A 25,302-nucleotide genomic window follows, 5' to 3' on the forward strand; every position below is an offset into this window, starting at 1 on the left:
AAAATTTCATTTACTGAAACGCATCATGTATTTGTAATTTAAAAAGAATCGTCTTTAATTTTTATCCTCTTTTTCTTTCACAGCAGAAAGTACAGTTTGTTTTACCCACGCTTGTCTTCTTCGATGCTGTATACCCCATTGGTATAAACTTTGTACACCTAAAATAAAGGAAATGACTATACCGCTAATTGCTATTAACAGTGCAAAAAATTCAAGAGGAGATGATATTTTGTTTGAATCTGTATTTCTTAAAAGGTCAATCATAGTAAAACCTAACATTTGGCCTACTACAGAGTAGAGCGTTAAAATTAATAATAAAAGGCTATCTTTTTTAGCGGCGACATTTTCTTGATATTTAAACAAACTATCAAGATTTTGTTTCGCGTTCGAGTATAAAATTTCAATGTTAAAAAGTTTTCTTAAGCGGAAGAAAATATCTTCACTTTGTGATTGAGATACTAATTCTAAAGAAAAATAATTGGCTGTAAACGAATTGATTGAATAAATTAATTTCTCTATTTCATTTGTATCTTGTTCAATATTTAGCTCAGCATAAGCATTCGCCATCTTTAATAAAACAACTTTATGAAATAGGTTTAATAATAAAGCGTAATAAAATTCTCCGTACATTTGACTAGCAAGTTTAGTGACTTCTTGTTCACCTTCATTTGTTATACATGTGAAAATATGTTCTTCCATAATAAAATAACGGTTAGGAGCCCATCTTTGATAAGAATGCTTTGTTAAATAATCGTGAATATAAGGAACATTATTTGCACTAATATACGGCTTACCATCGTCTGTTAATCCGGAAAGACTGGAAGCTCGATATACATCAACTACATGAAGGTCTGACTTTTTGTTAATAGATAATAAGGTTTGTACATACATTCGTTGGTCTTCAAAGAAGGGGAATGTTTGAAAGTATGAACTCCGCAACCTCTTATTCTCAAAGAAGTCTGTTAAGCCATGATATAAATCGCCGAATATAAGTTTTTCTACTTGTGAATATTTTTTCCCATCACATTCAATACAAATGGTCTCGGTTGTATCATTTCTAGTTTCAAGCACACGGAAGCGAGAAGCAAATTCGATGGCTTCTGATAATGTCATGTTTGGGGCGGTTTTGACTTCTGTTCGAATTGTTAAGAAGCCAAGCTCATAAGGACAAAGTGTTACATCAATAGAATGTATCTTGAATGGAACGGAAATAAGATTTGTTGTTAAATGTCCATTTAAATTAAGGTCTTTAGAATAGCGCTGTAGTCCCTTTTGATGTTCTGAATGAGGAAAAAGAATTTTATTCGTAAATGAAAGATAGTATGCTTCCATATTTTGATGTGAAACTTGAAACTGCCCGTAATATGTATTTTCATCTTCAAGATGATCAAGTCGAAAAGGACGGAAATTATTTTTTTGTAAGAAAGGGAACATATTTTGTTCATATCCAGTTTTAAACGAAAACGGGAATATAAATTGAAATATAGCTGTTGTTACATCTTTTTCTTCGATTGTTTGTATTGCCTCCATTTACATTGTTTCCTTTCCGTATAAGCTATAGAAACAACATGCCCAATTTTTCTTGAAAATAACCTTGTTTTTTCAATAGATTAAGAATGAAAATTCAGCTAATTTAACAAGGGACATGTATAATGTTATGTATACTAAAACTAGTATAATTGTGTGAGGAAAAGGGGATGTTGTATGCGCATTTTAGTATTAGGAGCTGGTGGCGTCGGTGGATTTTTTGGTGGCCGATTAGTAGAAAAGGAAGAAGATGTTACATTTCTCGTTCGCAGCAAAAGAAAACAACAATTAGAGGAAAAAGGACTTGTTATTCGTAGTGTGAATGGAGATTTTTCCTTTCAACCGAAATTGATAACGAAAGAAGATAGAACTTCTCCATTTGATGTGATTTTATTTTCAACAAAGGCGTATCACTTAAATGAGGCAATTCAAGATTTGAAGCCGTTTGTTGGCGAAAATACTGTAATCATTCCATTGTTAAATGGTATCGCTCATTTATCGCTATTACAAAAAGAATTCGGCGGGGAAAAAGTAATGGGCGGTTTATGCTTTATTGAGACGACGTTAAACGATCAAGGAGAAATTGTACAAACTAGTGCTGCCAACAGACTTGTATTTGGAGAAATTAAGCCTCAAGATTCAGAGAGAATAAAGCGTATTACGAAAGCATTTATAGGTACGAAAGCTAGCTTTGTTTTAAGTGAAAATATTACGCAAGATATGTGGCATAAATATTTATTTATTACTGTCATGTCAGGCGTTACAACATTAATGCGTGCACCGATAGGACCAATTCGTGAAAGTGAAGGTGGACGTGAATTTATCCGAAATTTATTTGAGGAATCTGTGCAAATTATGAGGGTATTAGGAGCTCCAGTTAAAGATAATATTGCCCAGGAACATATAAAAACAATTGATAAAATTTCTTATGATATGAAGTCCTCCATGCAGCGTGATATGGAAAAAGGTTCGTTTATTGAAGGGAAGCATTTGCAAGGATACTTACTAGATGTAGCAGAACAATTTTCTTTAGAAGCACCATTACTAGGAGTGGTATATCAAAATTTGAAGGTGTATGAAGAAATGACATTTAACAAACCCGTAATAGAATTAGATGTATGAAATAATAAAAAAGATAGCAATATATAAGTGTATTGCTATCTTTTTTATTTGCGTATGACAAATTATTTGTTTCTTTTAATTCTTTCTGTCAAGTTTATTTCCTGTTCACGTTTACCATATAACTGATTAATTTCATTTGCTACTGCATCTAAATATGAGTCGGAAAAAAGCGGTTTCTTCTTTTTAGACATACGGGTCTCCTTTAAGGGTTTTTTAGTATTCATTATGTATATTTATCGGCGGATTATGCGTAATCATTTTAAATTTTTTCTTTTTAAAAATTTTTGTTTACATTTTGAAAATAAAGGAGTATTATAATCCACAGTTTCAATTTTCTAAATCGCTGAAACCGCATGGTACGGGGGACCCGTTCTTACGGATTAGTACATAATCCGATGGGGTGAATCCTTGAAAAAGGTAGGGCTACTCATAGGCCCGAATCCGACAGCTAACCTCGTAAGCGTTATATTGAGAAGGAAGGTGGAGCTTGTGCGACAAAAAAAATAATGTCTACAAGTCTATTTCGCTATGGCTTGTAGACATTTTTTGTTTTCTGAAGAAATAGTTTGCTGGCTGTAACAAGCAGAATCGTTCGTACAAAATTATTGGAGAGTGGACAGCTGTGGTTTCATCTATTAAAAGATTTTTAATTGGAAGGCCGTTAAAATCAACTGAGTTAGGAGAGCAAAAGCTTAATAAAACGAAGGCGCTAGCCATTCTATCTTCTGACGCATTGTCATCAGTTGCATACGGACCAGAGCAAATTTTAATCGCTTTAGCAGGTCTTGGAGCGATTGCGTATTGGTATTCCATTCCGATCGCTGTTGGGGTATTAGTATTATTGACAGCTCTTATTTTATCTTATCGTCAAATTATTTTTGCCTACCCACATGGCGGGGGCGCATATGTTGTATCAAAAGAAAACTTAGGGATGAATCCAGGCTTAATAGCTGGAGGGTCTTTATTAGTGGATTATATTTTAACTGTTGCAGTAAGTGTATCAGCAGGTACAGATGCGTTAACATCTGCTTTTCCTAGCTTACATGCACATAATGTAATCATTGCGATTATATTTGTTATATTTATAACCATATTAAATTTAAGAGGTGTAACAGAGTCAGCTTCCGTTTTAGCATATCCTGTTTATTTATTCGTTTTAGCACTATTTATATTAATTGGTGTAGGGATATACAATATTTTAACTGGTCACGTTTCACCGACCTTACACACGCCGATTGGAACGCCGGTTGCGGGAATTAGTTTGTTCTTACTGTTAAGAGCATTTGCATCAGGTAGTTCGGCTTTAACAGGTGTTGAAGCGATTTCAAACGCAATTCCAAATTTTAAAGATCCTGCACCAAACAATGCAGCAAAAACTTTGCTTGCGATGGGCGCATTACTTGCTGTGTTATTTTCAGGAATTGTATTTTTAGCTTATTATTACGGAATTACACCGAGTAAAGAAGTAACTGTTGTTTCTCAAATTGCTGAACAAACATTTGGACGTAATTTCATGTACTATTTCATACAAGGCACAACAGCTTTAATATTAATTCTTGCTGCTAACACAGGGTATTCTGCATTTCCATTATTAGCAGTTAACCTTGCAAAAGATAAATTCATACCGAGAATGTTTACGATTAGAGGAGACCGCCTTGGTTACTCAAACGGTATTATTATACTTGGAATCGCTTCGATTATTTTAATTGTAGCTTTCCAAGGTCAAACAGAACATTTAATTCCGCTATATGCAGTAGGTGTGTTTATTCCATTTACACTTTCTCAAACGGGTATGGTATTAAAATGGCTTCGTGAAAAACCTGAAGGATGGGCTTTAAGATTAACGGTTAATTTAATTGGAGCAGTCATTAGTTTTATCGTTATGAGCATGTTCTTTTTAACTAAATTCGCACAAGTTTGGTCAATCCTTATTTTCTTACCTGCTATTATCTTCTTGTTCCACCGAATTAAGAAGCATTATGATGCAGTGGGTGATCAATTAAGTTTAAAAACTTGTGAGCCTCTTATTCCGATTGAGGGGAATGTAATTGTCGTTCCTGTAGCTGGTATGACTCATGTAGTAGAAAATTCATTGAACTATGCGAAGGCTCTTTCTGCAGATCAAGTTATCGCTGTATATGTTGCTTTTGACAGAGAAGAGGAAAAGAAATTTGAAGAGAAATGGAAGAAGTGGCAACCTGAAGTAAGGCTTGTTACATTGCATTCTCATTATAGAAGTATTATTCAGCCGCTAACTAAGTTCATTGATACAGTGCAATATAAAGCGAGTGAATCAAATTATCGAGTTACGGTCGTTATACCACAGTTTATTCCGAAAAAAGGTTGGCATAACATTCTTCATAATCAATCAAGTTTACTCATACGTGCGTATTTACTCTATAAGAGAAATGTTGTTATTACGACAGTTCCATATCATTTGAAAAAGTAAGAAGATTTTTTAAGGATAGTTTCACGAAAGTGAAGCTATCCTTTTTGTGTATACGCTATGCATTATTGCATATTTAACTAAAAATTATATCAATATAATTTTATCTGTTGGGAGTAAGTAGTGTTTTCTGTTGTGATATATGGATATTTTAATCGGGAAAGTGAAACGAATTTTATTTTGGGATAAGGACATGAGAGATTGAAAATAAAGGGAATGAAAATACTTCTTTACGTTATATAAATAGCTGTGTTTAAATGACCTTACAGTACAAAACTTACTTGAAAACAAAACGAAATTTCATACTTTTATACGTGAATTAGTTTTAAATGAATAATATTTTTATGTAATATATTCACTGTATGAATGTGGAAATTGCAATAGAATAGAAATTTTATACAACTTTATTCATACTAAGCACATATGAAAAGGTATGAAATGTTTTATAACAATAAGTAAGTACTGTAGAAAAAAGTTAGGAGAGATGGTTCGTACATGAATCACGGTGAGAATGTTCTCTATTGTAACCATCTCAAATTAATTGCAAGAAAATAGAATAATAAAATGCGATAGTAATAGTTGCTAATACATAGGAGGAGTTAAAGTGAAAAAGACTTTAATTACAGGGTTATTGGTTACAGCAGTATCTACGAGTTGCTTCATTCCTGTAAGCGCTTACGCTAAGGAGGGGCAAACAGAAGTGAAAACAGTATATGCGCAAAATGTAATTGCTCCAAATACATTATCTAATTCAATTAGAATGTTAGGGTCACAGTCACCGCTTATACAAGCATACGGATTAGTTATTTTACAACAGCCAGACATTAAGGTAAACGCTATGAGTAGTTTGACGAATCATCAAAAATTTGCAAAAGCGAATGTAAGAGAGTGGATTGATGAATATAATCCGAAGCTAATCGACTTAAATCAAGAGATGATGAGATATAGTACTAGATTTAATAGCTATTATAGTAAGCTCTATGAACTAGCAGGAAAAGTAAATGAAGATGAACAGGCAAAAGCAGATTTTACAAGCGCATACGGGAAATTACAATTGCAAGTACAAAGCATCCAAGAGAGTATGGAGCAAGATTTATTAGAGTTAAATCGATTTAAAACAGTATTAGACAAAGATAGTAACAACTTATCCACTAAAGCTGATGAAGCAATAAAAACATTGCAAGGATCAAATGGGGATATTGTGAAATTAAGAGAAGATATTAAAAGAATTCAAGGGGAAATTCAAGCTGAACTAACTACTATTTTGAATAGACCGCAAGAAATCATTAAAGGTTCTATTAATATCGGTAAACAAGTATTTACAATTACAAATCAAACTGCACAAACGAAAACAATCGACTTTGTTTCTATCGGTACTTTAAGTAATGAAATTGTAAATGCTGCAGATAGTCAAACTAGGGAAGCAGCTCTTCGTATTCAACAAAAGCAAAAAGAGCTATTACCACTTATTCAAAAGTTATCACAGACTGAATCAGAGGCGACTCAAATTACATTCGTTGAAGATCAAGTAAGTAGCTTTACAGAACTAATTGATCGCCAAATCGCAACTTTAGAAACGTTATTAGCGGATTGGAAAGTTTTCAATAATAATATGATCCAAATTCAAACAAATATTGAAGAAGGCACGTATACAGACAGTAGTTTACTTCAAAAACATTTCAATCAACTTAAAAAAGTAAGTGATGAAATGAATAAGCAAACAAATCAATTTGAAGATTATGTTACAAACGTTGAAGTACATTAAACAGAAAAATAATTAGCGATATAGGGAGAGAAGAAAAATGACAAAAAAACCTTATAAAGTAATGGCTCTATCAGCACTTATGGCAGTATTTGCAGCAGGGAATATTATGCCGGCCCATACGTATGCAGCTGAAAGTACAGTGAAACAAGCTCCAGTTCACGCTGTAGCAAAAGCTTATAATGACTATGAAGAATACTCATTAGGACCAGAAGGCCTAAAAGATGCAATGGAAAGAACAGGTTCAAACGCTTTAGTAATGGATCTGTACGCTTTAACAATTATTAAACAAGGTAATGTTAACTTTGGAAATGTATCGTCTGTTGATGCGGCTTTAAAAGGGAAAGTAATTCAGCACCAAGATACAGCTAGAGGAAATGCGAAGCAATGGTTAGATGTATTAAAACCACAGCTTATTTCAACGAATCAAAATATCATTAACTACAATACGAAATTCCAAAACTATTATGATACTTTAGTTGCTGCAGTAGATGCAAAAGATAAAGCGACTCTTACGAAAGGCCTAACTAGATTATCAAGTAGTATTAATGAAAATAAAGCGCAAGTGGATCAGTTAGTAGAAGACTTGAAGAAATTCCGAAATAAAATGACTTCGGATACGCAAAACTTCAAGGGTGATGCAAATCAAATTACATCTATATTAGCTAGTCAAGATGCAGGAATTCCGCTATTACAAAATCAAATTACAACGTACAATGAAGCAATTAGTAAATATAATGCAATTATTATCGGTTCATCTGTTGCGACAGCTCTAGGACCAATTGCAATTATCGGTGGTGCAGTAGTTATTGCTACGGGCGCAGGAACACCGCTAGGAGTCGCATTAATTGCAGGTGGTGCAGCAGCTGTAGGCGGTGGTACAGCTGGAATCGTATTAGCGAAGAAAGAGCTTGATAATGCACAAGCAGAAATTCAAAAGATAACAGGACAAGTTACAACTGCGCAATTAGAAGTAGCAGGATTAACGAACATTAAAACACAAACAGAGTATTTAACAAATACAATTGATACTGCAATTACAGCGTTACAAAATATTTCAAACCAATGGTACACAATGGGATCAAAATACAATTCTTTACTTCAAAATGTAGATTCAATTAGTCCAAACGATCTTGTTTTCATTAAAGAAGATTTAAACATTGCGAAAGATAGCTGGAAAAACATTAAGGACTATGCAGAAAAGATTTATGCTGAGGATATTAAAGTAGTAGATACGAAAAAAGCATAATAGTAATTGAACTGTTACAGCATTACGTACAGATAAATGATTTTTAAATAATAGAGAGCTCCTGTTCAGTAGTGAGCAGGAGCTTTTTTTACCTCTAACGTTTCATATCCTCATAAAAAGAATAGGTGATAATTATGCGTAATAAATTCTATAAAAAATGTCTTTTAACGATAATGATTGCTGGATTCGCAACAAGTAACGCGTTTCCTTTACATCCTTTTGCAGCGGAACAAAACGTAAAAACATTGCAAGAAAATGCGAAAAATTATTCTCTTGGACCAGCAGGTTTCCAAGATGTAATGGCGCAAACGACATCGAGCATATTTGCAATGGATTCATATGCAAAATTAATTCAAAATCAGCAAGAGACTGATTTGAGTAAAATAAGTTCAATTAATAGTGAGTTGAAAGGAAATATGGTTCAGCACCAAAGAGATGCAAAAATTAATGCAGCGTATTGGTTAAATAATATGAAGCCTCAAATTATGAAAACGGATCAAAATATTATTAATTACAATAATACTTTTCAAGCGTACTATAATAGCATGCTAGTAGCGATTGATCAAAAGGATAGCGGTAAATTAAAAGCAGATTTAGAAAAGTTGTATGCGGACATTTTAAAAAATCAAAATGAAGTAGATATTTTATTAGGGAATTTAAAAGCATTTCGCGATAGAATGGCGAAAGATACAAACAGTTTTAAAGAAGATACAAATCAATTAACTTCGATTTTGGCGAGTACGAATGCTGGTATTCCAGCATTAGAGCAACAAATAAATACATATAACGATTCGATTAAAAAGAGTAATGATATGGTCATTGCTGGTGGCGTACTTTGCGTAGCTCTAATAACATGTCTTGCTGGCGGGCCGATGATTGCGGTTGCGAAAAAAGATATCGCAAATGCAGAAAGAGCAATCGCCAATTTAAAAGATAGAATTTCAGGTGCACAAGCAGAAGTCGTAATTTTGACAGATGTAAAAAATAAAACAACAAACATGACAGAAACAATTGATGCAGCAATTACAGCACTACAAAACATATCAAATCAATGGTATACAGTAGGTGCAAAATATAATAATTTACTACAAAACGTAAAAGGAATTAGTCCGGAAGAGTTTACGTTTATAAAAGAAGATTTACATACAGCGAAAGATAGCTGGAAAGATGTTAAAGATTATACAGAAAAATTACATGAAGGTGTGGCGAAATAAACAGTGGACTAGTTCTGCTGTTTATTTTTTTTATCCTGTTTTTTGTGAGAGTTGAACTTGTCGTTTGATATATAAGTTTGCCATGTGTTTTATCAATATGGCTTTGGGATAATGTTTAGCCAAATTGATACTAATAACCCAGATAAACTTCTGATCAAGCCTTTTATATGTAATGTTTTAATGAAAAAAGCTATACTGTAAGCAAAATTAAAAATTAGAAAGGAAATATTAGAACATGGAAAATTATTTATTATTTATCCTTACAGCAATGCTAATCATAATTATGCCTGGTCCTGGTTTTGCCTTAGTTACAAAAAATACTATCTCGCATGGTAAAAATGGTGGGATAAAGACCGTCTTAGGAACGATATCTGGAATGATGATTCATACAATAATGGCTACGCTAGGACTCTCTGCCATCCTAATGAAATTTGCTATGTTATTTACATTTATAAAATATGCTGGGGCTTTTTATTTAATGTACTTAGCTGTGAAGTCAATTAAAAGTGCTTTTTCTAGAAAAGAAGATATGTCAGGTTCAGTAGAAATGGACTATAAAGATATTGGAGCAATTAAAAGTTTTAGACAAGGATTTACTACGGCAATTTTAAACCCAAAAACTGCAGTATTTTTCCTAAGTTTTTTACCCCAATTTATTGTGAGCAATCAAAGTCATTTCTTCCAATTTCTTTTGTTAGGACTCACATTTACGACTTTGACAGCAATATGGTATTTGCTTTATATCACGCTAATACGTCAATTAAGAACTTTTTTAAGAAAAGAAAAAGTGAACCGTACAATAGAGGGTATTACTGGCACAGTATTATTAGTATTTGGAGTTAGGTTATTTTTCCAAAAATAAATATGTAAATGAAATGAGAAATAAACAATGACGGTAATTTCTCGTTTCATTTATTCTAAAGCTACCATTTTATAATTGATTTCACACCTTCATACCAATTTTCTTATCTCAGGATATTTGCTTTTCTTAGTTTAATTGTGATGTGGGTCCCCTATATAAAAAAACCACAGTTTACATCCAAACTGTGGTTTTTTGACGTGCAAGGAATTACACAAATCATTAGTCACTATCTAAATTGCACTCCCCATTTATTAATATCTATTTCTATTTTTTAACTCTGCAACAGAAACAAGTCTAGTTTAGAATGAAAGTAATGCCATTGTTTAACATATGTCTCACTATGACATGTACATTTGAATGAAAGCAATAGAATTATTTAACACATGTATCGCCATAACATATGCAATGGATCTGTTAGAAATAAGATAAGCCGCAGTAAGAATTACCGATCCAGGTAAATAAATAGCAATATCCGAAAGCTGGTTCGTATGAAGTACTGTAAAAATTATAATTGAAATGATAGATGCAATAGCAGTACCAACATAATGCGAAAAACGATTTAATAATATATGGCGAAACATAATTTCTTCAATTACTGGACCCATAATTCCAAATAGGAGCAATGTGAATATAATAGGAATCTCTGCCCCTTGTGTAAGGACCTGTTCTTGGTTCTCTGGCTGACCTGTATTTAGAAAATGCATAATAGAATTTTCCACAATTACCATAAATAAAACCACTATAGGAATACTTACTATTTTCAAAATTGTCTTCTCTTTAAAATAAGTAAAACTTTGAATAATTTCTTTCCTAAAGAACATTACTCCTAGAATAGTAGGTATAGTCAAGCTCATGGCACCAAGAGCAAATTCTGATTCAACTAAATTGACATTAGTTAAAAGTGATATGCCAAATAATATGAACAAGCCAATTTGAAATAGTGTAAACATTGGATAAACTAGTAGCATAATAAGTTCTTTTTGATTCATTTTAATAAAGTTCACCTTATTACCTCCATAATTAAATTACTTAGAATCTTTGATTTTTCTTTCTGCATAAGGTTCTCCTTCTAATTTATATAAGATTCTAGTTTTTTAAACCCTTTTTACAAATTATTAACAAAATCAAAATAGTAAAAACCGAGTATATTTATATATCGGTTGTTTATTTACAATCAAATTACAGCAATCATTAATGATTACCCTTTTATAGAATGAAATGAAAGTGGGAGTAGCTCATCCCTTTAGCTAAACATATTAATAAAAATTATATATAATAGTTATATGTCTATACATTAAAATTAACTATATATTTTTACTTCTTCTATGGTTTTAAATAGAATTAGTTGTATAATATGACTGAATTAACCGATTGTTCACATTATTGTTAACAGAAAATTCATTCGAATGTTATAGATAACATAATTTAATGAACCTCAAACTGTATTGTTTTAGGTTCCTATAAGATAGGGATTGATAAGATATTTTTGCTTCAAACTTATTTATACTTACAATAAAAATTCAAAAAAATCATAGTAAAAATCACCTTGAATATTAAGTTCGTTTTATTAGGAGGACCACAAAGCATGACTAAAGTTGATAAGGTAAAAGAAAAGATTATTGAAACATCTTTATATTTATTTAATACTAATGGAATAACTTATACATCCATTCAGGATATAATGACAGCTACTGAACTATCTAAAGGAGCTATTTATCGTAGATTCAAAAATAAAGAAGAAATTGTCCTTGCTGCCTACGACAAAAGTGGTGAGATTATGTGGAACCATTTTCATAAAGCGATGGAAAATAAAAAGACAGCAATCGATAAAATCCTTGCAATATTCCTTGTATATCAAGATGCAGCTAATAACCCCCCTATTGCTGGAGGCTGTCCATTACTTAATAGCGCAATTGAAAGTACTGGAGTATTTCCAGAATTACAAAAAGCAGCAGCAAAAGGTTATGATGATACAGTAATGTTAATGGCCTCTCTCATAAAGGAAGGAATAGAGAAACAAGAACTTAAAGAAGATATAGATATTATATCGCTCGCTTCTTTTCTTGCATCTTCAATGGAGGGAGCTATTATGGCAAGTCGAGTATCTAACGATAATATACACCATCATTATTTTATTGAACAAATACAACATCATCTTTTCTCTTATTCTAAATAAGTGAGAACTTACATTGTTTCCATCCAATTTTTATAGACTTAAATTGAATAAATACCCCTCATAAACAGTATCTTCTGTTTATGAGGGGTATTTGAATAGTTTTTAGACGATGTTTCATGTTTCTTATTGAACGGCCTTGTTATCGTTACTACAGAAAAAGAAAAAAGAATGAATTACATATAAATCGATTTATATGTTTCAAGTGTATCTATATCGAGTTTGTAAATCTACACAAAAAGGTTTCATTGTATATACTAAGTGAAGTAGAAGTTCAGTTAGTAAAAATTCGGTAGTCGAATTTTTTTGCATAAAGCTGTATAATGCTTGTAACGAAAGGGAAATACAGGAAAGGGTTTGTAATAAGTTACTATGGAAAAAGATAAACAACAATTAAGCGTTGAAGTTGCAAGATTATATTATCAATCTGATTATAGTCAGCAAGAAATTGCTAACAAATTAAATATTTCAAGACCGACGATTTCTAGATTATTAAAGTACGCGAAAGAAAAAGGATTTGTTCAAATTAGTATAGCCGATCCATTTGCTGATTTAGATAACGTTGGGAATTTATTGAAAGAAAAGTACAACTTGTTAGAGGCGCATGTAGTATTTTCTCCAGTGCCAGAATATGCAACGATTACTGAGTATATTAGTAAATATGCGGCTGAGTACATGGAAAAGACAGTGAAAAACGGTGATATCGTCGGTGTAAGCTGGGGAATGACGATGTATGAAATCGCTAGGAAAATCGTACCACAACATGTGAAAGGTGTAGAAGTTGTCCAGCTAAAAGGTGGTATTAGTCATTCGAGTGTAAATACATATGCGAATGAGACCATTGCTTTATTTGCAGAGGCTTTTCAAACGACACCAAGAAATTTACCGCTCCCAGTTATATTTGATAATGCGGTGACAAAAGAATTAGTAGAGCAGGATCGACATATTCATCACATTATTGAAATGGGGAAACAAGCAAATATTGCAGTTTTCACTGTCGGAACAGTGCGTGATGAAGCGTTATTATTCCGATTAGGATATTTAGATAAGGATGAAACGAACATTCTGAAAAAACAAGCTGTCGGTGACATTTGTTCACGTTTCTTTGACGGAGACGGAAATATTAGTAGTGAAGAAATTAATAAGCGTACCATTGGAATTGAGTTAGAGGAACTTAAATTAAAGAAACGTTCTATTTTAGTTGCAGGTGGTAATAGAAAAATACAAGCAATTGATGGTGCGTTACGTGGCGGGTATGCAAATGTATTAATTATTGATCAGCATACAGCAAAAGAACTGTTACATTATCAAAAAGGTTAGAAATAAAAGGCTTTCTCAAGATGTTAATTTTGAGAAAGCCTTTTATTTTGTTATGTATAAATTATGGGAGTGTTTTTTGAATACAAATTGCCTTTTTAAAAATAATTATGGATATTGAGATACATACTACCATTGTTAATATAAAAGTTTTGATTTTAAATGTGAATTGTTTCTTAGTTAGAATGCGCTTTATTTACTACAAGAAAATTCCTTTTAAAAAAGAATGAACAAAATTTCAAAAGTGTATTTACATTTGTTCAACTAAGAGTTAGAATGAAGTTGTTAAAAGATATGAGGAGTGATAATAATGAATATTGCAAAGTTAATTGACCATACAATTTTAAAAGCTAATTCTACAAAAGAAGATGTTATGAAAGTAATCGAGGAAGCAAAGGAATATAAATTCGCTTCTGTTTGTATTAATCCTACATGGGTAAAGCTAGCTGCTGAAGAATTAGCTGGACATGATGTAGACGTTTGTACTGTAATCGGTTTCCCATTAGGAGCAAGCACTACTGAAACAAAAGCATTCGAAACAAAAGATGCTATCGCAAAAGGTGCAACTGAAGTTGATATGGTAATCAACGTAGGTGCTTTAAAAGATGGCGACAATGAGTTCGTTGAAAAAGATATTTATGAAGTAGTACAAGCAGCAAAAGGAAAAGCTCTTGTAAAAGTAATCATTGAAACTTGCCTTCTAACAGACGAAGAAAAAGTTCGTGCTTGTGAATTATCAGTAAAAGCTGGCGCTGATTTCGTAAAAACTTCAACTGGATTCTCAACTGGCGGAGCAACTGCTGAAGATATCGCATTAATGCGTAAAACGGTAGGACCAAACGTTGGTGTAAAAGCATCTGGCGGAGTTCGTACACGTGAAGATGCAGATAAAATGGTAGCTGCTGGAGCTTCTCGTGTTGGAGCAAGTGCTAGTGTTGCAATCGTATTAAACGATGCAAAAGGTGCTACAGATAACTACTAATTAATAAAGTGTGAAAAGCGATAGATACACAAAGTATAGTGTATCTATTGCTTTAACAATTGAAAAGAATGTAAGCGGATACGAATGGGAGGAGATGGCTTATGAAATACTTAATCGGTGTTTTTGGCCTTGTATTGATTTTGGGTATCGCTTGGCTTGCTAGTAATGATAGAAAGAAAGTCAAATATCGTCCAATCATAACGATGGTTATATTACAATTCATTTTGGGGTTTTTACTATTAAATACAAGCGTAGGGAATATATTAATTAGCGGAATAGCAGATGGTTTTGGGGAATTATTAAAATATGCTGCTGATGGTGTGAATTTCGTATTTGGTGGATTAGTAAATCAAAAAGAGTTTTCATTCTTTTTAAGTGTATTAATGCCAATCGTATTTATATCAGCTTTAATAGGTATTTTGCAACATATTAAAGTATTACCTATTATTGTGAAATCTATCGGTCTAGCATTAAGTAAAGTAAATGGAATGGGTAAACTAGAATCATATAACGCGGTAGCTTCTGCGATTTTAGGACAGTCTGAAGTGTTTATTTCAGTTAAGAAACAACTAGGATTATTGCCAGAGAAAAGAATGTACACATTATGTGCATCTGCAATGTCTACAGTTTCTATGTCTATCGTTGGATCATACATGGTGTTATTAAAACCGCAATATGTTGTAACCGCTTTAGTGCTTAACTTATTCGGTGGCTTTATCATTGCTTCTATCATTAACCCGTATGAAGTTACTGAAGAAGAAGATATGTTAGAAGTACAAGAAGAAGAGAAGAAGACTTTCTTTGAAGTATTAGGGGAATATATTATCGATGGATTTAAAGTTGCGATTACAGTAGCAGCTATGTTAGTTGGTTTCGTTGCTCTTATCGCATTCATTAATGCAGTATTTAAAGGTGTAATCGGTATTTCATTCCAAGAAATTCTTGGTTATGTATTTGCACCATTTGCATTTATTATGGGTGTTCCATGGCATGAAGCAGTTAATGCCGGTAATATTATGGCAACAAAACTTGTATCGAATGAATTTGTCGCTATGACAGATTTAGCGCAAGGGAACTTCAACTTCTCAGATAGAACGACAGCGATTATATCTGTATTCTTAGTTTCATTTGCAAACTTCTCTTCAATTGGGATTATTGCAGGGGCAGTTAAGAGCTTAAATGAAAAACAAGGAAATGTAGTCGCAAGATTTGGCTTGAAATTACTTTTCGGTGCAACGCTAGTAAGTTTCTTATCAGCAACAATCGTTGGTTTATTATTTTAATAGATTAATATAACATAAAAAGGAATGGTGATTACAATGAGAATGGTAGATATTATTGCGAAAAAACGTGATGGAAAAGAATTAACGACTGAAGAAATCAAATTCTTTATTAATGGATATACAGACGGAAGTATTCCTGATTATCAAGTGAGTGCACTTGCAATGGCAATCTTCTTTAAAGATATGACAGATCGTGAACGTGCAGATTTAACGATGGCAATGGTGGAGTCTGGAGAAACGATCGACTTATCAGCAATTGAAGGCATTAAAGTAGATAAGCATTCAACTGGCGGTGTTGGTGATACAACTACATTAGTATTAGGACCATTAGTTGCTGCTTTAGATGTACCAGTAGCAAAAATGTCAGGTCGTGGTTTAGGACATACGGGCGGAACAATTGACAAATTAGAAGCAGTGGAAGGATTCCACGTTGAAATTACGAAAGAGCAGTTCATTGATATTGTAAACCGTGACAAAGTAGCTGTTATCGGACAAACAGGAAACTTAACACCTGCTGATAAAAAAATTTATGCATTACGTGATGTAACAGGAACAGTAAATTCAATTCCTCTAATCGCAAGTTCAATTATGAGTAAAAAAATTGCAGCTGGTGCTGACGCAATCGTACTTGATGTAAAAACAGGTGCAGGTGCATTTATGAAAACGGAAGAAGATGCAAAAGAATTAGCACATGCAATGGTACGCATCGGAAATAATGTAGGACGTCAAACGATGGCTGTTATTTCAGATATGTCACAACCTCTTGGCTTTGCGATTGGTAATGCCCTAGAAGTGAAAGAAGCAATTGATACGTTAAAAGGTGAAGGGCCAGAAGATTTAACAGAATTAGTACTTGTATTAGGAAGTCAAATGGTCGTACTTGCGAAAAAAGCAAATACGTTAGAAGAAGCTCGTGAAATGTTAATTGAAGTTATGAAAAACGGAAAAGCAACTGAGAAATTTAAAGAGTTCTTAAGCAATCAAGGTGGAGATAGCTCAATTGTAGACAATCCAGAAAAAATGCCACAAGCGAAGTATATAATTGATGTACCTGCTAAAACTTCAGGCGTGATTTCAAACATTGTTGCAGATGAAATCGGTATCGCTGCAATGTTACTTGGTGCAGGCCGTGCAACGAAAGAAGATGAAATCGATTTAGCTGTAGGTTTAATGTTACGTAAAAAAGTTGGCGATGCAGTAAAAGAAGGCGAGCCATTCGTAACGATCTACGCAAATCGTGAAAATGTAGAAGATGTAAAAGCAAAAATTTATGAAAATATTTCTATCGCTGAAACAGCAGTGGCTCCTAAATTAGTTCATACTGTTATTACTGACTAATCAACATTACATTTACTTTGAGGAGGAAATAATATGGATAAGAAAAAATATATTGAAGAAGCAAATAAGATGTTATCGAAAGCGTATATTCCGTATTCAAAATTTCCGGTTGGTGCTGCATTAGTTACGAAAGAAGGTAAAATCTATACTGGTTGTAATATAGAAAATGCTTCTTACGGTTTATGTAACTGTGCAGAAAGAACAGCAATATTCAAAGCAGTATCAGAAGGGGAGCGCGACTTTAGTTACTTAGTCATTACAGGAGAAACTGACGGACCTATTTCACCATGTGGTGCTTGTAGACAAGTGATTGTTGAATTTTGTGATCCGAAAATGCGAGTTTTACTAACGAATGTAAAAGGTGACGAAAAAGAAGTGACTGTTGAGCAGTTACTGCCTGGTGCTTTCACAATTGATGATTTAAAATAAGTTGAAAAGCCATTCCGCAATTAATAATTGTGGAATGGCTTTTTTGTTCTTTAAAAATAGAATGTAATATTTTGTTCATATTCCGTTCATAAACTTTGCGTAAAATGATTGCAGCGAATATGGAAAGTTTACAGCAGGAGGAATAGAATGAAGAAATTATATAATGCAGCATTCATTTACTTAATTATTGGTTTATTATCAGGAGTATTTGCGCGAGAGTATACGAAAGCACAAGGAATTAAAGGTTCCACTATGTTGCAATTAGTACATACACACGTACTAGTGCTTGGATTCATATTCTTTTTAGTCGCTGTTGCTTTAGTTAAAGTATTTCAAATACAAGAAACAAAAAGTTTTCATGCCTGGTTTGTTGTATATAATACAGGATTAATTATTATTATCGTAACAATGGTATGTAGAGGTCTTCTACAAGTAAATGGAACTGACTTTAACGGTTTAAGCCATATGGCTGGATTAGGTCATGTTATTATAAGTATCGGTTTCGTTTGGTTTATGATTTTACTCAAAAAGTCTATTAAATAGATAGGAGTGGAGAGTATGAGTGTAGCACTTTTATCAAGTATCGTAGCAGTTTGTATGGCCGTTGGTGTTATGTTTCTTCGCTTTAAGTCAGCGAAAAAGCCGGTTACGAAAAAGAAAATTATTTTGCCGCCAATTTTTATGAGTACTGGCGCCATGATGTTCTTCTTACCGGAATTCCGATTAACATCGTTAGAAATAGTAGAGGCAATTATCGCAGGACTTATTTTCTCTATATTTCTTATTAAAACAACTAAGTTCGAAGTAAGAGGCGAACATATATATATGAAACCGTCAAAAGCATTTATATTTATTTTAATTGGTTTATTAGCTGTACGAGTCGCATTAAAATCATATTTAAGCCAAACACTTGATTTGGCGCAATTAAGCGGGATGTTTTTCTTACTCGCATTTGCGATGATTGTGTCGTGGAGAATTGCGATGTATCGCTCGTATGTTACATTGCAAAAACAACAATATTAAGTAGAAAAAGAGCTGGAATTTCATTATGAAAAGTCCAGCTCTTTTATGTTTTATACAATTGTTTCTTTAGCTTTAATTTCATTTGCTTAATTTCAAACGAATTTGAGCATCTTGTAATGCAACTGGTGTAACATTAAAACCATTTGAATCGACAATTTTTGTGTTTAATAAAATGGAATCTAAACTTCCACGAAATGTTTTTGTATAGTTTTGACGTAACATTTGTTGTTCTTGTTTTTCATCAACTGTTAATCCAGATGTTTTTTCTTTTTTTGATAATTCGTTAATACGGAATAAAATGTTTTTCATTTGTTTTCACCTCAAGTTAGATTTAATTACATTAGTTACTTACTAATATATAGTTATCGTAACCTATCTTTCAATGAGTGTCAACGCCTATAAAAATCCTTTTTTTGTAAGTGTAATGGGTGATGAAAAATGAAAAAATTACAAATACTTGAAATGGAAAAGATATTAATATACAATACCTTAGTAGGGTATATTGAATTTTGTTTTACATTGTGAGAGTAGTAAGTAAAGGGAGTATGTAATAATGAATGCAGTAATTTCAAAAAAAGAAACAATCATCTCATATACGATTGCTATTTTCTTTATTTTAGCTATGGTAACAGCGGGTGTGTTATTAAATGATTCGGAAGTCATTTTGCCGGAAATAGCAGCGATGGCAATTGCTTTATGGGCGTATCGTGAGCCAGGTTGGTTAAGGCAGCCAGAAAAAATCTTTATTGCACCGTCAGTAACAGCTGGTATTGGTTTTATGGTGAATCAAATGGATTTAGCTTATATAGCAAAAGTAAGCGTAACACTTATATTTATGATGCTGTTTTTACGTATTATACAATCAAATTTAGCACCATCTATTGCGACAGGTTTATTACCTTTAATGACAAATGCGACTGAATGGTCATTTGTTATCTCAGTATTCGTTTTAACATTTATTTTAATGCTTGGTGTCCTTGTTTTTAAATTGAATAGCGGTATTGAGAGAAAAGTTAACATCCAATATAAATATATGGCTGTATTTCTAATACTAAATTTCATTTGGATAAGTATATGCTGGATCACTGGTCATGAACAATTAGCGGTTATTCCGCCAATATTAGTTGTTGTGTATGAATCACTTCAAAAACCGATGTACAATGAAAAAATGGCATGTAAACAAATAGTAGTATTAACTACATCTCCAACTGTTGGAACTTTATTGTACTTTGCAATCGACTCATGGATTATAGTCACTTTATTAAATATGATTTTAATGCTTATTTTATTAAAAATAGTTGGTGTACGTATTCCAGCAGCATATGCATTTCCATTACTGCCGCTCGTATTTCCAGATAAAATGATAAAGATGTTACCAGTAGGTTCATTTGTTGCGGGGGTATTCTTATTTGGTGCAGTATTACTGTATAAAAAGTAGGAGATGAAGCAAAAGGGAATGCAAATGTAGAGAAGAACATACAATTCTTAGTTAGCATAATAAATAGACACCCGCGGGTGTCTATTTTCATTAAATGAAATTTAGCTTAACACATGTAAACAATTCACAAGTTCTGTTGCTTTTGAAAAGAAGGGAGAATGATCAGCTTCTAAAGTAATAATCTTCGAGCATGGAGTTTCTGTATTCATTCGGCGCTGAAAATCAATTGGAATCGCTCTATCTAGAGTTGTTTCAATATAAATGCGATCTACAGTTCCGAAGTTTTCTTCAGAAATTTTTAGCTGTTGTTGAAATGGTCCTAGTGGCTGAGGACGCATTTTTTTGGAAGATGCTTCTTTAATCTCTTCATTTTCGGTAGCATTTAAAAATGTTTTTTCAATTAGATTAGGTATAAGTTCAGCTGTCATGTCGTTCTCATTTATTGAGAATTGTGGGCCAGCTTCACCATCTAATTTACTGCCAAGGCTTTCTCCGTTTTGTGGTAAGAATGCACAAAGATATACTAATTTATCGATTTTATTCGGTATAAGTTCAGCGGTTTGAGTGATCACAATTCCACCCATACTATGTCCAACAACAATAACTTTTTCAGTTTGTTGATTTATAGTAGCTGTTACTGCATCAACATAGGAATCTAACGTTATATTTTGTGAAGGAGTTGTATCTTTCCCACTTCCAGGTAAGTCTAGTGTAATAACAGTGTGACTTAAAGCCTCTAGTTGAGGTTTTACTAATTCCCATGCCCATTCACCTTGCCATGCTCCATGTACTAAAACGTAAGTACTCATTTAATCAACACTCCTCTAATGTTTATATGCTTTATTTTTTTGTAAAATTGATGGTGTATACTTAGTGTATAGGAAGTCGTTTGATAAATATAATGAAGGTTATTTATAGATGATATAAATATCTTTTATATAAGGAGAACAGAATGAACGTCTTTGATTTTAAAGTTTTTAAATATGTGGCTCGGTTGAACAGCATTAGTTTAGCAGCTAAGGAATTACATATGACACAGCCAGCAATAACGCATATTATAAACAAACTAGAGAAACGATATGCTTTAACTTTATTTGAGCGCTCTAGACAAGGAACGATGTTAACTGAAAATGGAAAAGAATTTTTAGTTTGTGTAGAACGACTTCTAATGGAGTATGAAAATCTTGAAGAAACAGCTTTACACTTGAAGAATAAAAGTTTGTATAAGATTGTATTAGCTACGTATCCTTCCGTTACTGTATATTGTTTGGCAGAGTGTATCCAATTAGGTAATATTGATCAAAGTCAGTACGTGCTTGCAGTTAGAGAGGGAAGCTATCAAGAAGTTTTAAATTGGCTGTCTGCTGGAAGTGCTGATTTTTCTATTTCTATAAAAGAAAATCTAATACCAGGATTTCACTATGAAGTTATTGGTGAAGATCCTTATGTTATCGTTTCTTCAAAGAATATTCCACCTAATCTTACTAGTAAAGAATTGAAAAATTATCCTTTTATTATGCCACTTTCTGGTTGTAAAGAAGTACTTGAACCATACTTAATGAAAAACGAAATAACAGTGAATAAAGTGATGGAGTCAGAGTCAATTAGCTCGGCATTAGCACTTACTTTACAAGTTAACGGTATAACGATCGTTCCGTTATCAGGACTTCATAAACAAATTATTCATGACTTTATCGTGCAACCGATAGACATTGAAATCCCGCGGCAACTCATTATGCAGTGGTCGCCTAAAAAAGAGAAAGATCCATTGTTTCTCGCGTTTGTTACGAATTTGCTAACACAATTACAACAAAAGAAAAATGAATAAAATGATACAAAAGGTAAGCTCATTTCACTGAAGCTTACCTTTTGTATGTATTACCAATATAGGGCGGTATCATAAAGTCCGATTAAAACGAGAAGTACACCAGCTATACGCTGAATATTTCCCCCTATTTTTCGGCTCTTTTTAAGTAGTGTTCCATTTAAGCCTAGGTAGGAGATAATGGACAGTAATACAACGACAGGTAGAGCAGTTCCTATAGAGAAAAAGGTAGGAAATAAATACCCGTAATTAGATGTTAAAGAGAGTGGTATTAATGTTCCGAAAAATAGCACAAACATAGTAGGGCAGAAAGCTAACGAAAAGAAAAACCCAAGCAAAAATGAGCTGACTTCATTTTGTTTTCGTATAGATGTGATAGGGAAGATGGTAGAGAAGAAGTTTCTACCTTTTATAATACCTGATAATATTAACCCCATTATTATTAATAAAGGTCCGATCAGTTTACGTAACCATGGGAAATACAAAGTTAATATTTGCTGAATTTCTTTTCCTAACACCCATACTAATAGTCCAAGCGTCGTAAAAGCTATTATTTTTCCTAAAATGAATAACAATATATGTTTCCAAATATGTCCCTTTTGTAAAGATTGATTGCCATAGATTGTAATGGCGCTAATGTTTCCTGTTAATTGGCATGGAGCAAGGGTACCTACTATGCCTAATAAAAACGCAAATAAAAGAGGAATTGATTTCGTAGCATTCGTGACATCCATTAAAGGAGACATGAGTTGATAACTCCACTCGCTAATTGTTGAAAACACGTTATATTCACCTTTCTAATTAAATTGTAATAAGCCATTTTTAGTAATCTGTTTCCACGTTTTACCGTCATCTGTGGAAAGGAATACATTTGCTTGCATTGTAGCAAATACTATTTCAGATGAATTTTGAGGGTTTTGTGATATGTACATAATTGTATCTTTAGAATCTAAAGATGGAATCTGTAAGTTTGTTTCTTCATTTGTAGCAATTGATTTCTTCGTTATCATTTGCTTATTGATAGGGGCGTAAAAAACATCTTCATTACTTAATGTAACTGCTGTCGATTCAAGTGATGTAGAGAATAGTTCAAATGTATTCCCGTAATCTGTAGATAAATAAACACCATCTTTAGCACTTACTGCGACTACACTCGCTTGATCCGGATGTACTGAAAATGTATGGATTGTACTTGAAAGGCCTTTTAACTTACTATTTTTCCATTCTTGTCCGTTGTTTGTACTGAAATAAAAACCTTGTTGTAATTTAGAATTTGGACGCTCGTTATATAAATAAATCGTTTCTGTATTATATCCGACAGCAAGGTTATGAAAATCAGATTCTCCATAGAATGCTAGCTTTTCAAGGTTATTGCCGCCATCAGAACTTTTCATTAATCCTAAAGGATTTTTTAAATTTGCACCTGGTTCTGGGTGCCCACTAGCAAAAAATCCATTTTTAGTTGCCTGAAAGCCCATATAATCGTGTAACTGTGTAGCAGTTTCAAACCATTTTCCATTTTGATAAACTTTTATACCACTATGAGTTGCGATAGAAATACCAGGCATATTTCCTGCATAGCCAATTCCGTGAATGTGCGCTATTTTTCCAGATGTAATTTCTTTATAGAAGTTTTGCGGAATCGTATTTGCGTTATCTTTATTTTGGGGCTGAGATTGAACTGTTTCTTTTTTTACTGGTGGTGTTTCTACGTTATTAGAGCATCCTGCAATGATAAATAATGAAGTAATGGCTAGTCCTACGTAATGTTTCACGTTTGTAGGCTCCTTTCTTATATATATGAGATATTAAGTATATGGAATAAATGTCAAGAAATTGTGGAGTGATTAGATGCCAAGTAATGAAAGTTTATCTTCTATATAAACATTATTAATTGACGAAAAATTATAACAATAATAGAATGAATTATATTGGATAATCAGTTTCAAAATTATACATAGAACGCTAGGGGGATTATTATGAAATCAACATTTTTTGCTCAAAATAGAGAACGATTAGCGAAAACATTACATGATGAATCGATTACGATTTTATTTGCTGGACAAGCACCTCATATGTCAGCAGATGCCCATTATAAATTTGTGCCGAATCGAAATTTTTACTATTTAACGGGAATCGATGAGCCCAATGTTATTTTCATGTTGAAAAAGTTTGGAAATAATGTGGAAGAAACTCTTTTCATTGAAAAATCAGATCCAGTAATGGAAAAATGGGTCGGTAAAACAATTTCTAAAGAAGATGCAGAACGAATTTCAGGCATACAAAAAGTTGTATATATAGAAAGCTTTGAGAAGACAATGGCACATACACTTTTCGCAGAAAATGCGCAACATGTGTATTTAGATTTAGAGCGTCGTGAGTGGAAGGGTACTGAGACGAAAACGTTAGCGTTTGCTAAACATGTAAGAGAACAGTACCCACACATAACAATTGGTAATGTATACCCGGAAATTTGTGAATTACGAGTGTTTAAAACAGAGGAAGAAATTGAAATCATTAAAGAAGCAATTGCTGTAACGAAAGACGGTATTTACAATGTGTTAAAGCATGCAAAAGCAGACATGATGGAATATGAATTAGAAGCTCAGTTTGATTTCACACTGAAGTCATCTGGGATTAAGCATCATGCGTTCAATACAATTTTGGCAAGTGGGAAAAATGCAACAGTTCTTCATTATGAAGATAATGATGCACAAATTCAAAATGGTGATTTAGTACTGCTAGATTTAGGCGCTCAAAAAGACTATTATAACGCTGATATTAGTTATACTTTCCCGGCAAATGGAACATTCTCTAGTCGCCAAAAACAAATCTATAATATTGTATTAAAAGCATTGAAAGAAACAACAGAGATTATTAAGCCAGGCTTAAATTTTGTTGCATTAAATGAGCATACAAAAAAGGTACTAGCAGAAGAGTGTAAAGCTATTGGTTTAATTCAAGAAGATGAGGAACTATCTAAATATTATTATCATGGTGTCAGTCACTTTCTTGGTTTAGATACTCACGATGTTGGAACATACAAAGAAAGAGTATTAGAAGAAGGTATGGTTATTACGATTGAACCAGGTCTATATATTGAAGAAGAATCAATTGGTATTCGTATTGAAGATGATATCCTTGTAACAAAAGATGGCTATGAAAATTTGTCAAAAGATATCATTAGAACAGTTGAAGAGATTGAAGGGTTTATGAGTAACAATAATGTAAATGTAAAAGAAGATGAAGTTGTTACAAAATAATAGTTAGAAGAGGCGCTCAATTTTGGGTGCCTTTTTATTTTGCTCATTT

General features: G+C 32.9%; 23 protein-coding genes, 1 pseudogene and 1 riboswitch. Of the genes and pseudogenes, 17 read left to right on the forward strand and 7 right to left on the reverse strand.

Features of this window, described 5'->3' with window-relative positions; all coding sequences use genetic code 11:
* Window positions 1-54: 54 nt before the first annotated feature.
* The gene (locus JDS95_RS24775) at window positions 55-1,530 is read right to left on the reverse strand and encodes a hypothetical protein (RefSeq protein ID WP_000387455.1); all 1,476 of its coding nucleotides are present in this window, start codon (window positions 1,528-1,530) and stop codon (window positions 55-57) included.
* A 174-nt stretch (window positions 1,531-1,704) separates the two neighbouring features.
* Here JDS95_RS24775 and panE point away from each other — a divergent pair, with 174 nt between their 5' ends.
* Window positions 1,705-2,649, forward strand: a complete 945-nt coding sequence (gene panE / locus JDS95_RS24780; protein WP_199690849.1) for a 2-dehydropantoate 2-reductase — start codon at window positions 1,705-1,707, stop codon at window positions 2,647-2,649.
* Window positions 2,650-2,711: 62 nt separating this feature from the next.
* Here panE and JDS95_RS31605 read toward each other — a convergent pair whose 3' ends face one another.
* Window positions 2,712-2,840 carry a hypothetical protein gene (locus JDS95_RS31605; RefSeq protein ID WP_000038255.1) on the reverse strand — a complete coding sequence of 43 codons (129 nt, stop codon included), beginning with the start codon at window positions 2,838-2,840 and terminating at the stop codon, window positions 2,712-2,714.
* Between the two features lie 140 nt (window positions 2,841-2,980).
* Window positions 2,981-3,127, forward strand: a riboswitch (cyclic di-AMP (ydaO/yuaA leader).
* A gap of 144 nt (window positions 3,128-3,271) precedes the next feature.
* On the opposite strand from JDS95_RS31605, the gene JDS95_RS24785 reads away from it, so the two are divergent.
* From JDS95_RS24785 to JDS95_RS24805, 5 genes are all read left to right on the forward strand, one after another.
* Complete coding sequence (locus JDS95_RS24785) at window positions 3,272-5,098, forward strand: APC family permease (RefSeq protein WP_000254866.1); 1,827 nt, start codon at window positions 3,272-3,274, stop codon at window positions 5,096-5,098.
* Between the two features lie 601 nt (window positions 5,099-5,699).
* The gene (gene nheA / locus JDS95_RS24790; protein ID WP_000751845.1) at window positions 5,700-6,860 is read left to right on the forward strand and encodes a non-hemolytic enterotoxin NHE subunit A; all 1,161 of its coding nucleotides are present in this window, start codon (window positions 5,700-5,702) and stop codon (window positions 6,858-6,860) included.
* A 37-nt stretch (window positions 6,861-6,897) separates the two neighbouring features.
* A complete protein-coding gene (gene nheB, locus JDS95_RS24795; RefSeq protein ID WP_000162968.1) occupies window positions 6,898-8,106 on the forward strand; it encodes a non-hemolytic enterotoxin NHE subunit B in 1,209 nt (402 codons plus the stop codon).
* Window positions 8,107-8,240: 134 nt separating this feature from the next.
* Window positions 8,241-9,320 (forward strand): non-hemolytic enterotoxin subunit C, encoded by a 1,080-nt coding sequence (nheC, locus tag JDS95_RS24800; RefSeq protein WP_001244619.1) that lies wholly within the window; start codon window positions 8,241-8,243, stop codon window positions 9,318-9,320.
* 235 nt (window positions 9,321-9,555) lie between these two features.
* Complete coding sequence (locus JDS95_RS24805) at window positions 9,556-10,182, forward strand: LysE family translocator (RefSeq protein WP_000432984.1); 627 nt, start codon at window positions 9,556-9,558, stop codon at window positions 10,180-10,182.
* Window positions 10,183-10,520: 338 nt separating this feature from the next.
* On the opposite strand, the gene JDS95_RS24810 is transcribed toward JDS95_RS24805, so the two are convergent.
* Window positions 10,521-11,186, reverse strand: a complete 666-nt coding sequence (locus JDS95_RS24810; RefSeq protein WP_001009316.1) for a CPBP family intramembrane glutamic endopeptidase — start codon at window positions 11,184-11,186, stop codon at window positions 10,521-10,523.
* 581 nt (window positions 11,187-11,767) lie between these two features.
* Here JDS95_RS24810 and JDS95_RS24815 point away from each other — a divergent pair.
* From JDS95_RS24815 to JDS95_RS24850, 8 genes and pseudogenes are all read left to right on the forward strand, one after another.
* Window positions 11,768-12,358: a TetR/AcrR family transcriptional regulator gene (locus JDS95_RS24815; RefSeq protein WP_000169658.1), complete on the forward strand. Its 591-nt coding sequence runs from the start codon at window positions 11,768-11,770 to the stop codon at window positions 12,356-12,358.
* Window positions 12,359-12,727: 369 nt separating this feature from the next.
* Window positions 12,728-13,675, forward strand: a complete 948-nt coding sequence (locus tag JDS95_RS24820) for a sugar-binding transcriptional regulator (protein WP_000409788.1) — start codon at window positions 12,728-12,730, stop codon at window positions 13,673-13,675.
* Window positions 13,676-13,982: 307 nt separating this feature from the next.
* Complete coding sequence (gene deoC, locus JDS95_RS24825; RefSeq protein ID WP_001017434.1) at window positions 13,983-14,654, forward strand: deoxyribose-phosphate aldolase; 672 nt, start codon at window positions 13,983-13,985, stop codon at window positions 14,652-14,654.
* A 101-nt stretch (window positions 14,655-14,755) separates the two neighbouring features.
* Complete coding sequence (locus JDS95_RS24830) at window positions 14,756-15,937, forward strand: NupC/NupG family nucleoside CNT transporter (protein WP_000876190.1); 1,182 nt, start codon at window positions 14,756-14,758, stop codon at window positions 15,935-15,937.
* A 36-nt stretch (window positions 15,938-15,973) separates the two neighbouring features.
* Window positions 15,974-17,275: a pyrimidine-nucleoside phosphorylase gene (locus JDS95_RS24835; RefSeq protein ID WP_002093789.1), complete on the forward strand. Its 1,302-nt coding sequence runs from the start codon at window positions 15,974-15,976 to the stop codon at window positions 17,273-17,275.
* 33 nt (window positions 17,276-17,308) lie between these two features.
* Window positions 17,309-17,704 (forward strand): cytidine deaminase, encoded by a 396-nt coding sequence (locus JDS95_RS24840; protein ID WP_144467513.1) that lies wholly within the window; start codon window positions 17,309-17,311, stop codon window positions 17,702-17,704.
* Between the two features lie 147 nt (window positions 17,705-17,851).
* Complete coding sequence (locus tag JDS95_RS24845; protein WP_144467512.1) at window positions 17,852-18,247, forward strand: DUF2871 domain-containing protein; 396 nt, start codon at window positions 17,852-17,854, stop codon at window positions 18,245-18,247.
* Between the two features lie 15 nt (window positions 18,248-18,262).
* Window positions 18,263-18,756 (forward strand): annotated as a pseudogene (locus JDS95_RS24850) (CcdC family protein).
* Window positions 18,757-18,805: 49 nt separating this feature from the next.
* On the opposite strand, the gene JDS95_RS24855 reads toward JDS95_RS24850, so the two are convergent.
* Window positions 18,806-19,036 carry a DUF896 domain-containing protein gene (locus tag JDS95_RS24855; protein WP_000789785.1) on the reverse strand — a complete coding sequence of 77 codons (231 nt, stop codon included), beginning with the start codon at window positions 19,034-19,036 and terminating at the stop codon, window positions 18,806-18,808.
* A gap of 244 nt (window positions 19,037-19,280) precedes the next feature.
* Here JDS95_RS24855 and JDS95_RS24860 point away from each other — a divergent pair, with 244 nt between their 5' ends.
* The gene (locus JDS95_RS24860; RefSeq protein ID WP_199690850.1) at window positions 19,281-20,165 is read left to right on the forward strand and encodes a hypothetical protein; all 885 of its coding nucleotides are present in this window, start codon (window positions 19,281-19,283) and stop codon (window positions 20,163-20,165) included.
* A 101-nt stretch (window positions 20,166-20,266) separates the two neighbouring features.
* Here JDS95_RS24860 and JDS95_RS24865 read toward each other — a convergent pair whose 3' ends face one another.
* Complete coding sequence (locus tag JDS95_RS24865; protein ID WP_000109317.1) at window positions 20,267-20,974, reverse strand: alpha/beta fold hydrolase; 708 nt, start codon at window positions 20,972-20,974, stop codon at window positions 20,267-20,269.
* Between the two features lie 143 nt (window positions 20,975-21,117).
* On the opposite strand from JDS95_RS24865, the gene JDS95_RS24870 reads away from it, so the two are divergent.
* Window positions 21,118-21,993 carry a LysR family transcriptional regulator gene (locus JDS95_RS24870; protein ID WP_001100321.1) on the forward strand — a complete coding sequence of 292 codons (876 nt, stop codon included), beginning with the start codon at window positions 21,118-21,120 and terminating at the stop codon, window positions 21,991-21,993.
* A gap of 50 nt (window positions 21,994-22,043) precedes the next feature.
* Here JDS95_RS24870 and JDS95_RS24875 read toward each other — a convergent pair whose 3' ends face one another.
* Together JDS95_RS24875 and JDS95_RS24880 are read right to left on the reverse strand one after the other, a co-directional pair.
* Window positions 22,044-22,772 carry an urease accessory protein UreH domain-containing protein gene (locus JDS95_RS24875; RefSeq protein ID WP_000493105.1) on the reverse strand — a complete coding sequence of 243 codons (729 nt, stop codon included), beginning with the start codon at window positions 22,770-22,772 and terminating at the stop codon, window positions 22,044-22,046.
* Window positions 22,773-22,787: 15 nt separating this feature from the next.
* On the reverse strand, window positions 22,788-23,765 hold the full coding sequence (locus JDS95_RS24880) for a F510_1955 family glycosylhydrolase (protein ID WP_000683852.1): 978 nt from the start codon (window positions 23,763-23,765) through the stop codon (window positions 22,788-22,790).
* Between the two features lie 204 nt (window positions 23,766-23,969).
* Here JDS95_RS24880 and JDS95_RS24885 point away from each other — a divergent pair, with 204 nt between their 5' ends.
* The gene (locus JDS95_RS24885; protein WP_085449930.1) at window positions 23,970-25,253 is read left to right on the forward strand and encodes an aminopeptidase P family protein; all 1,284 of its coding nucleotides are present in this window, start codon (window positions 23,970-23,972) and stop codon (window positions 25,251-25,253) included.
* Window positions 25,254-25,302: the final 49 nt, after the last annotated feature.

It is taken from the genome of Bacillus cereus group sp. N24 (assembly GCF_016483345.1).
Lineage (GTDB): Bacteria > Bacillota > Bacilli > Bacillales > Bacillaceae_G > Bacillus_A > Bacillus_A toyonensis.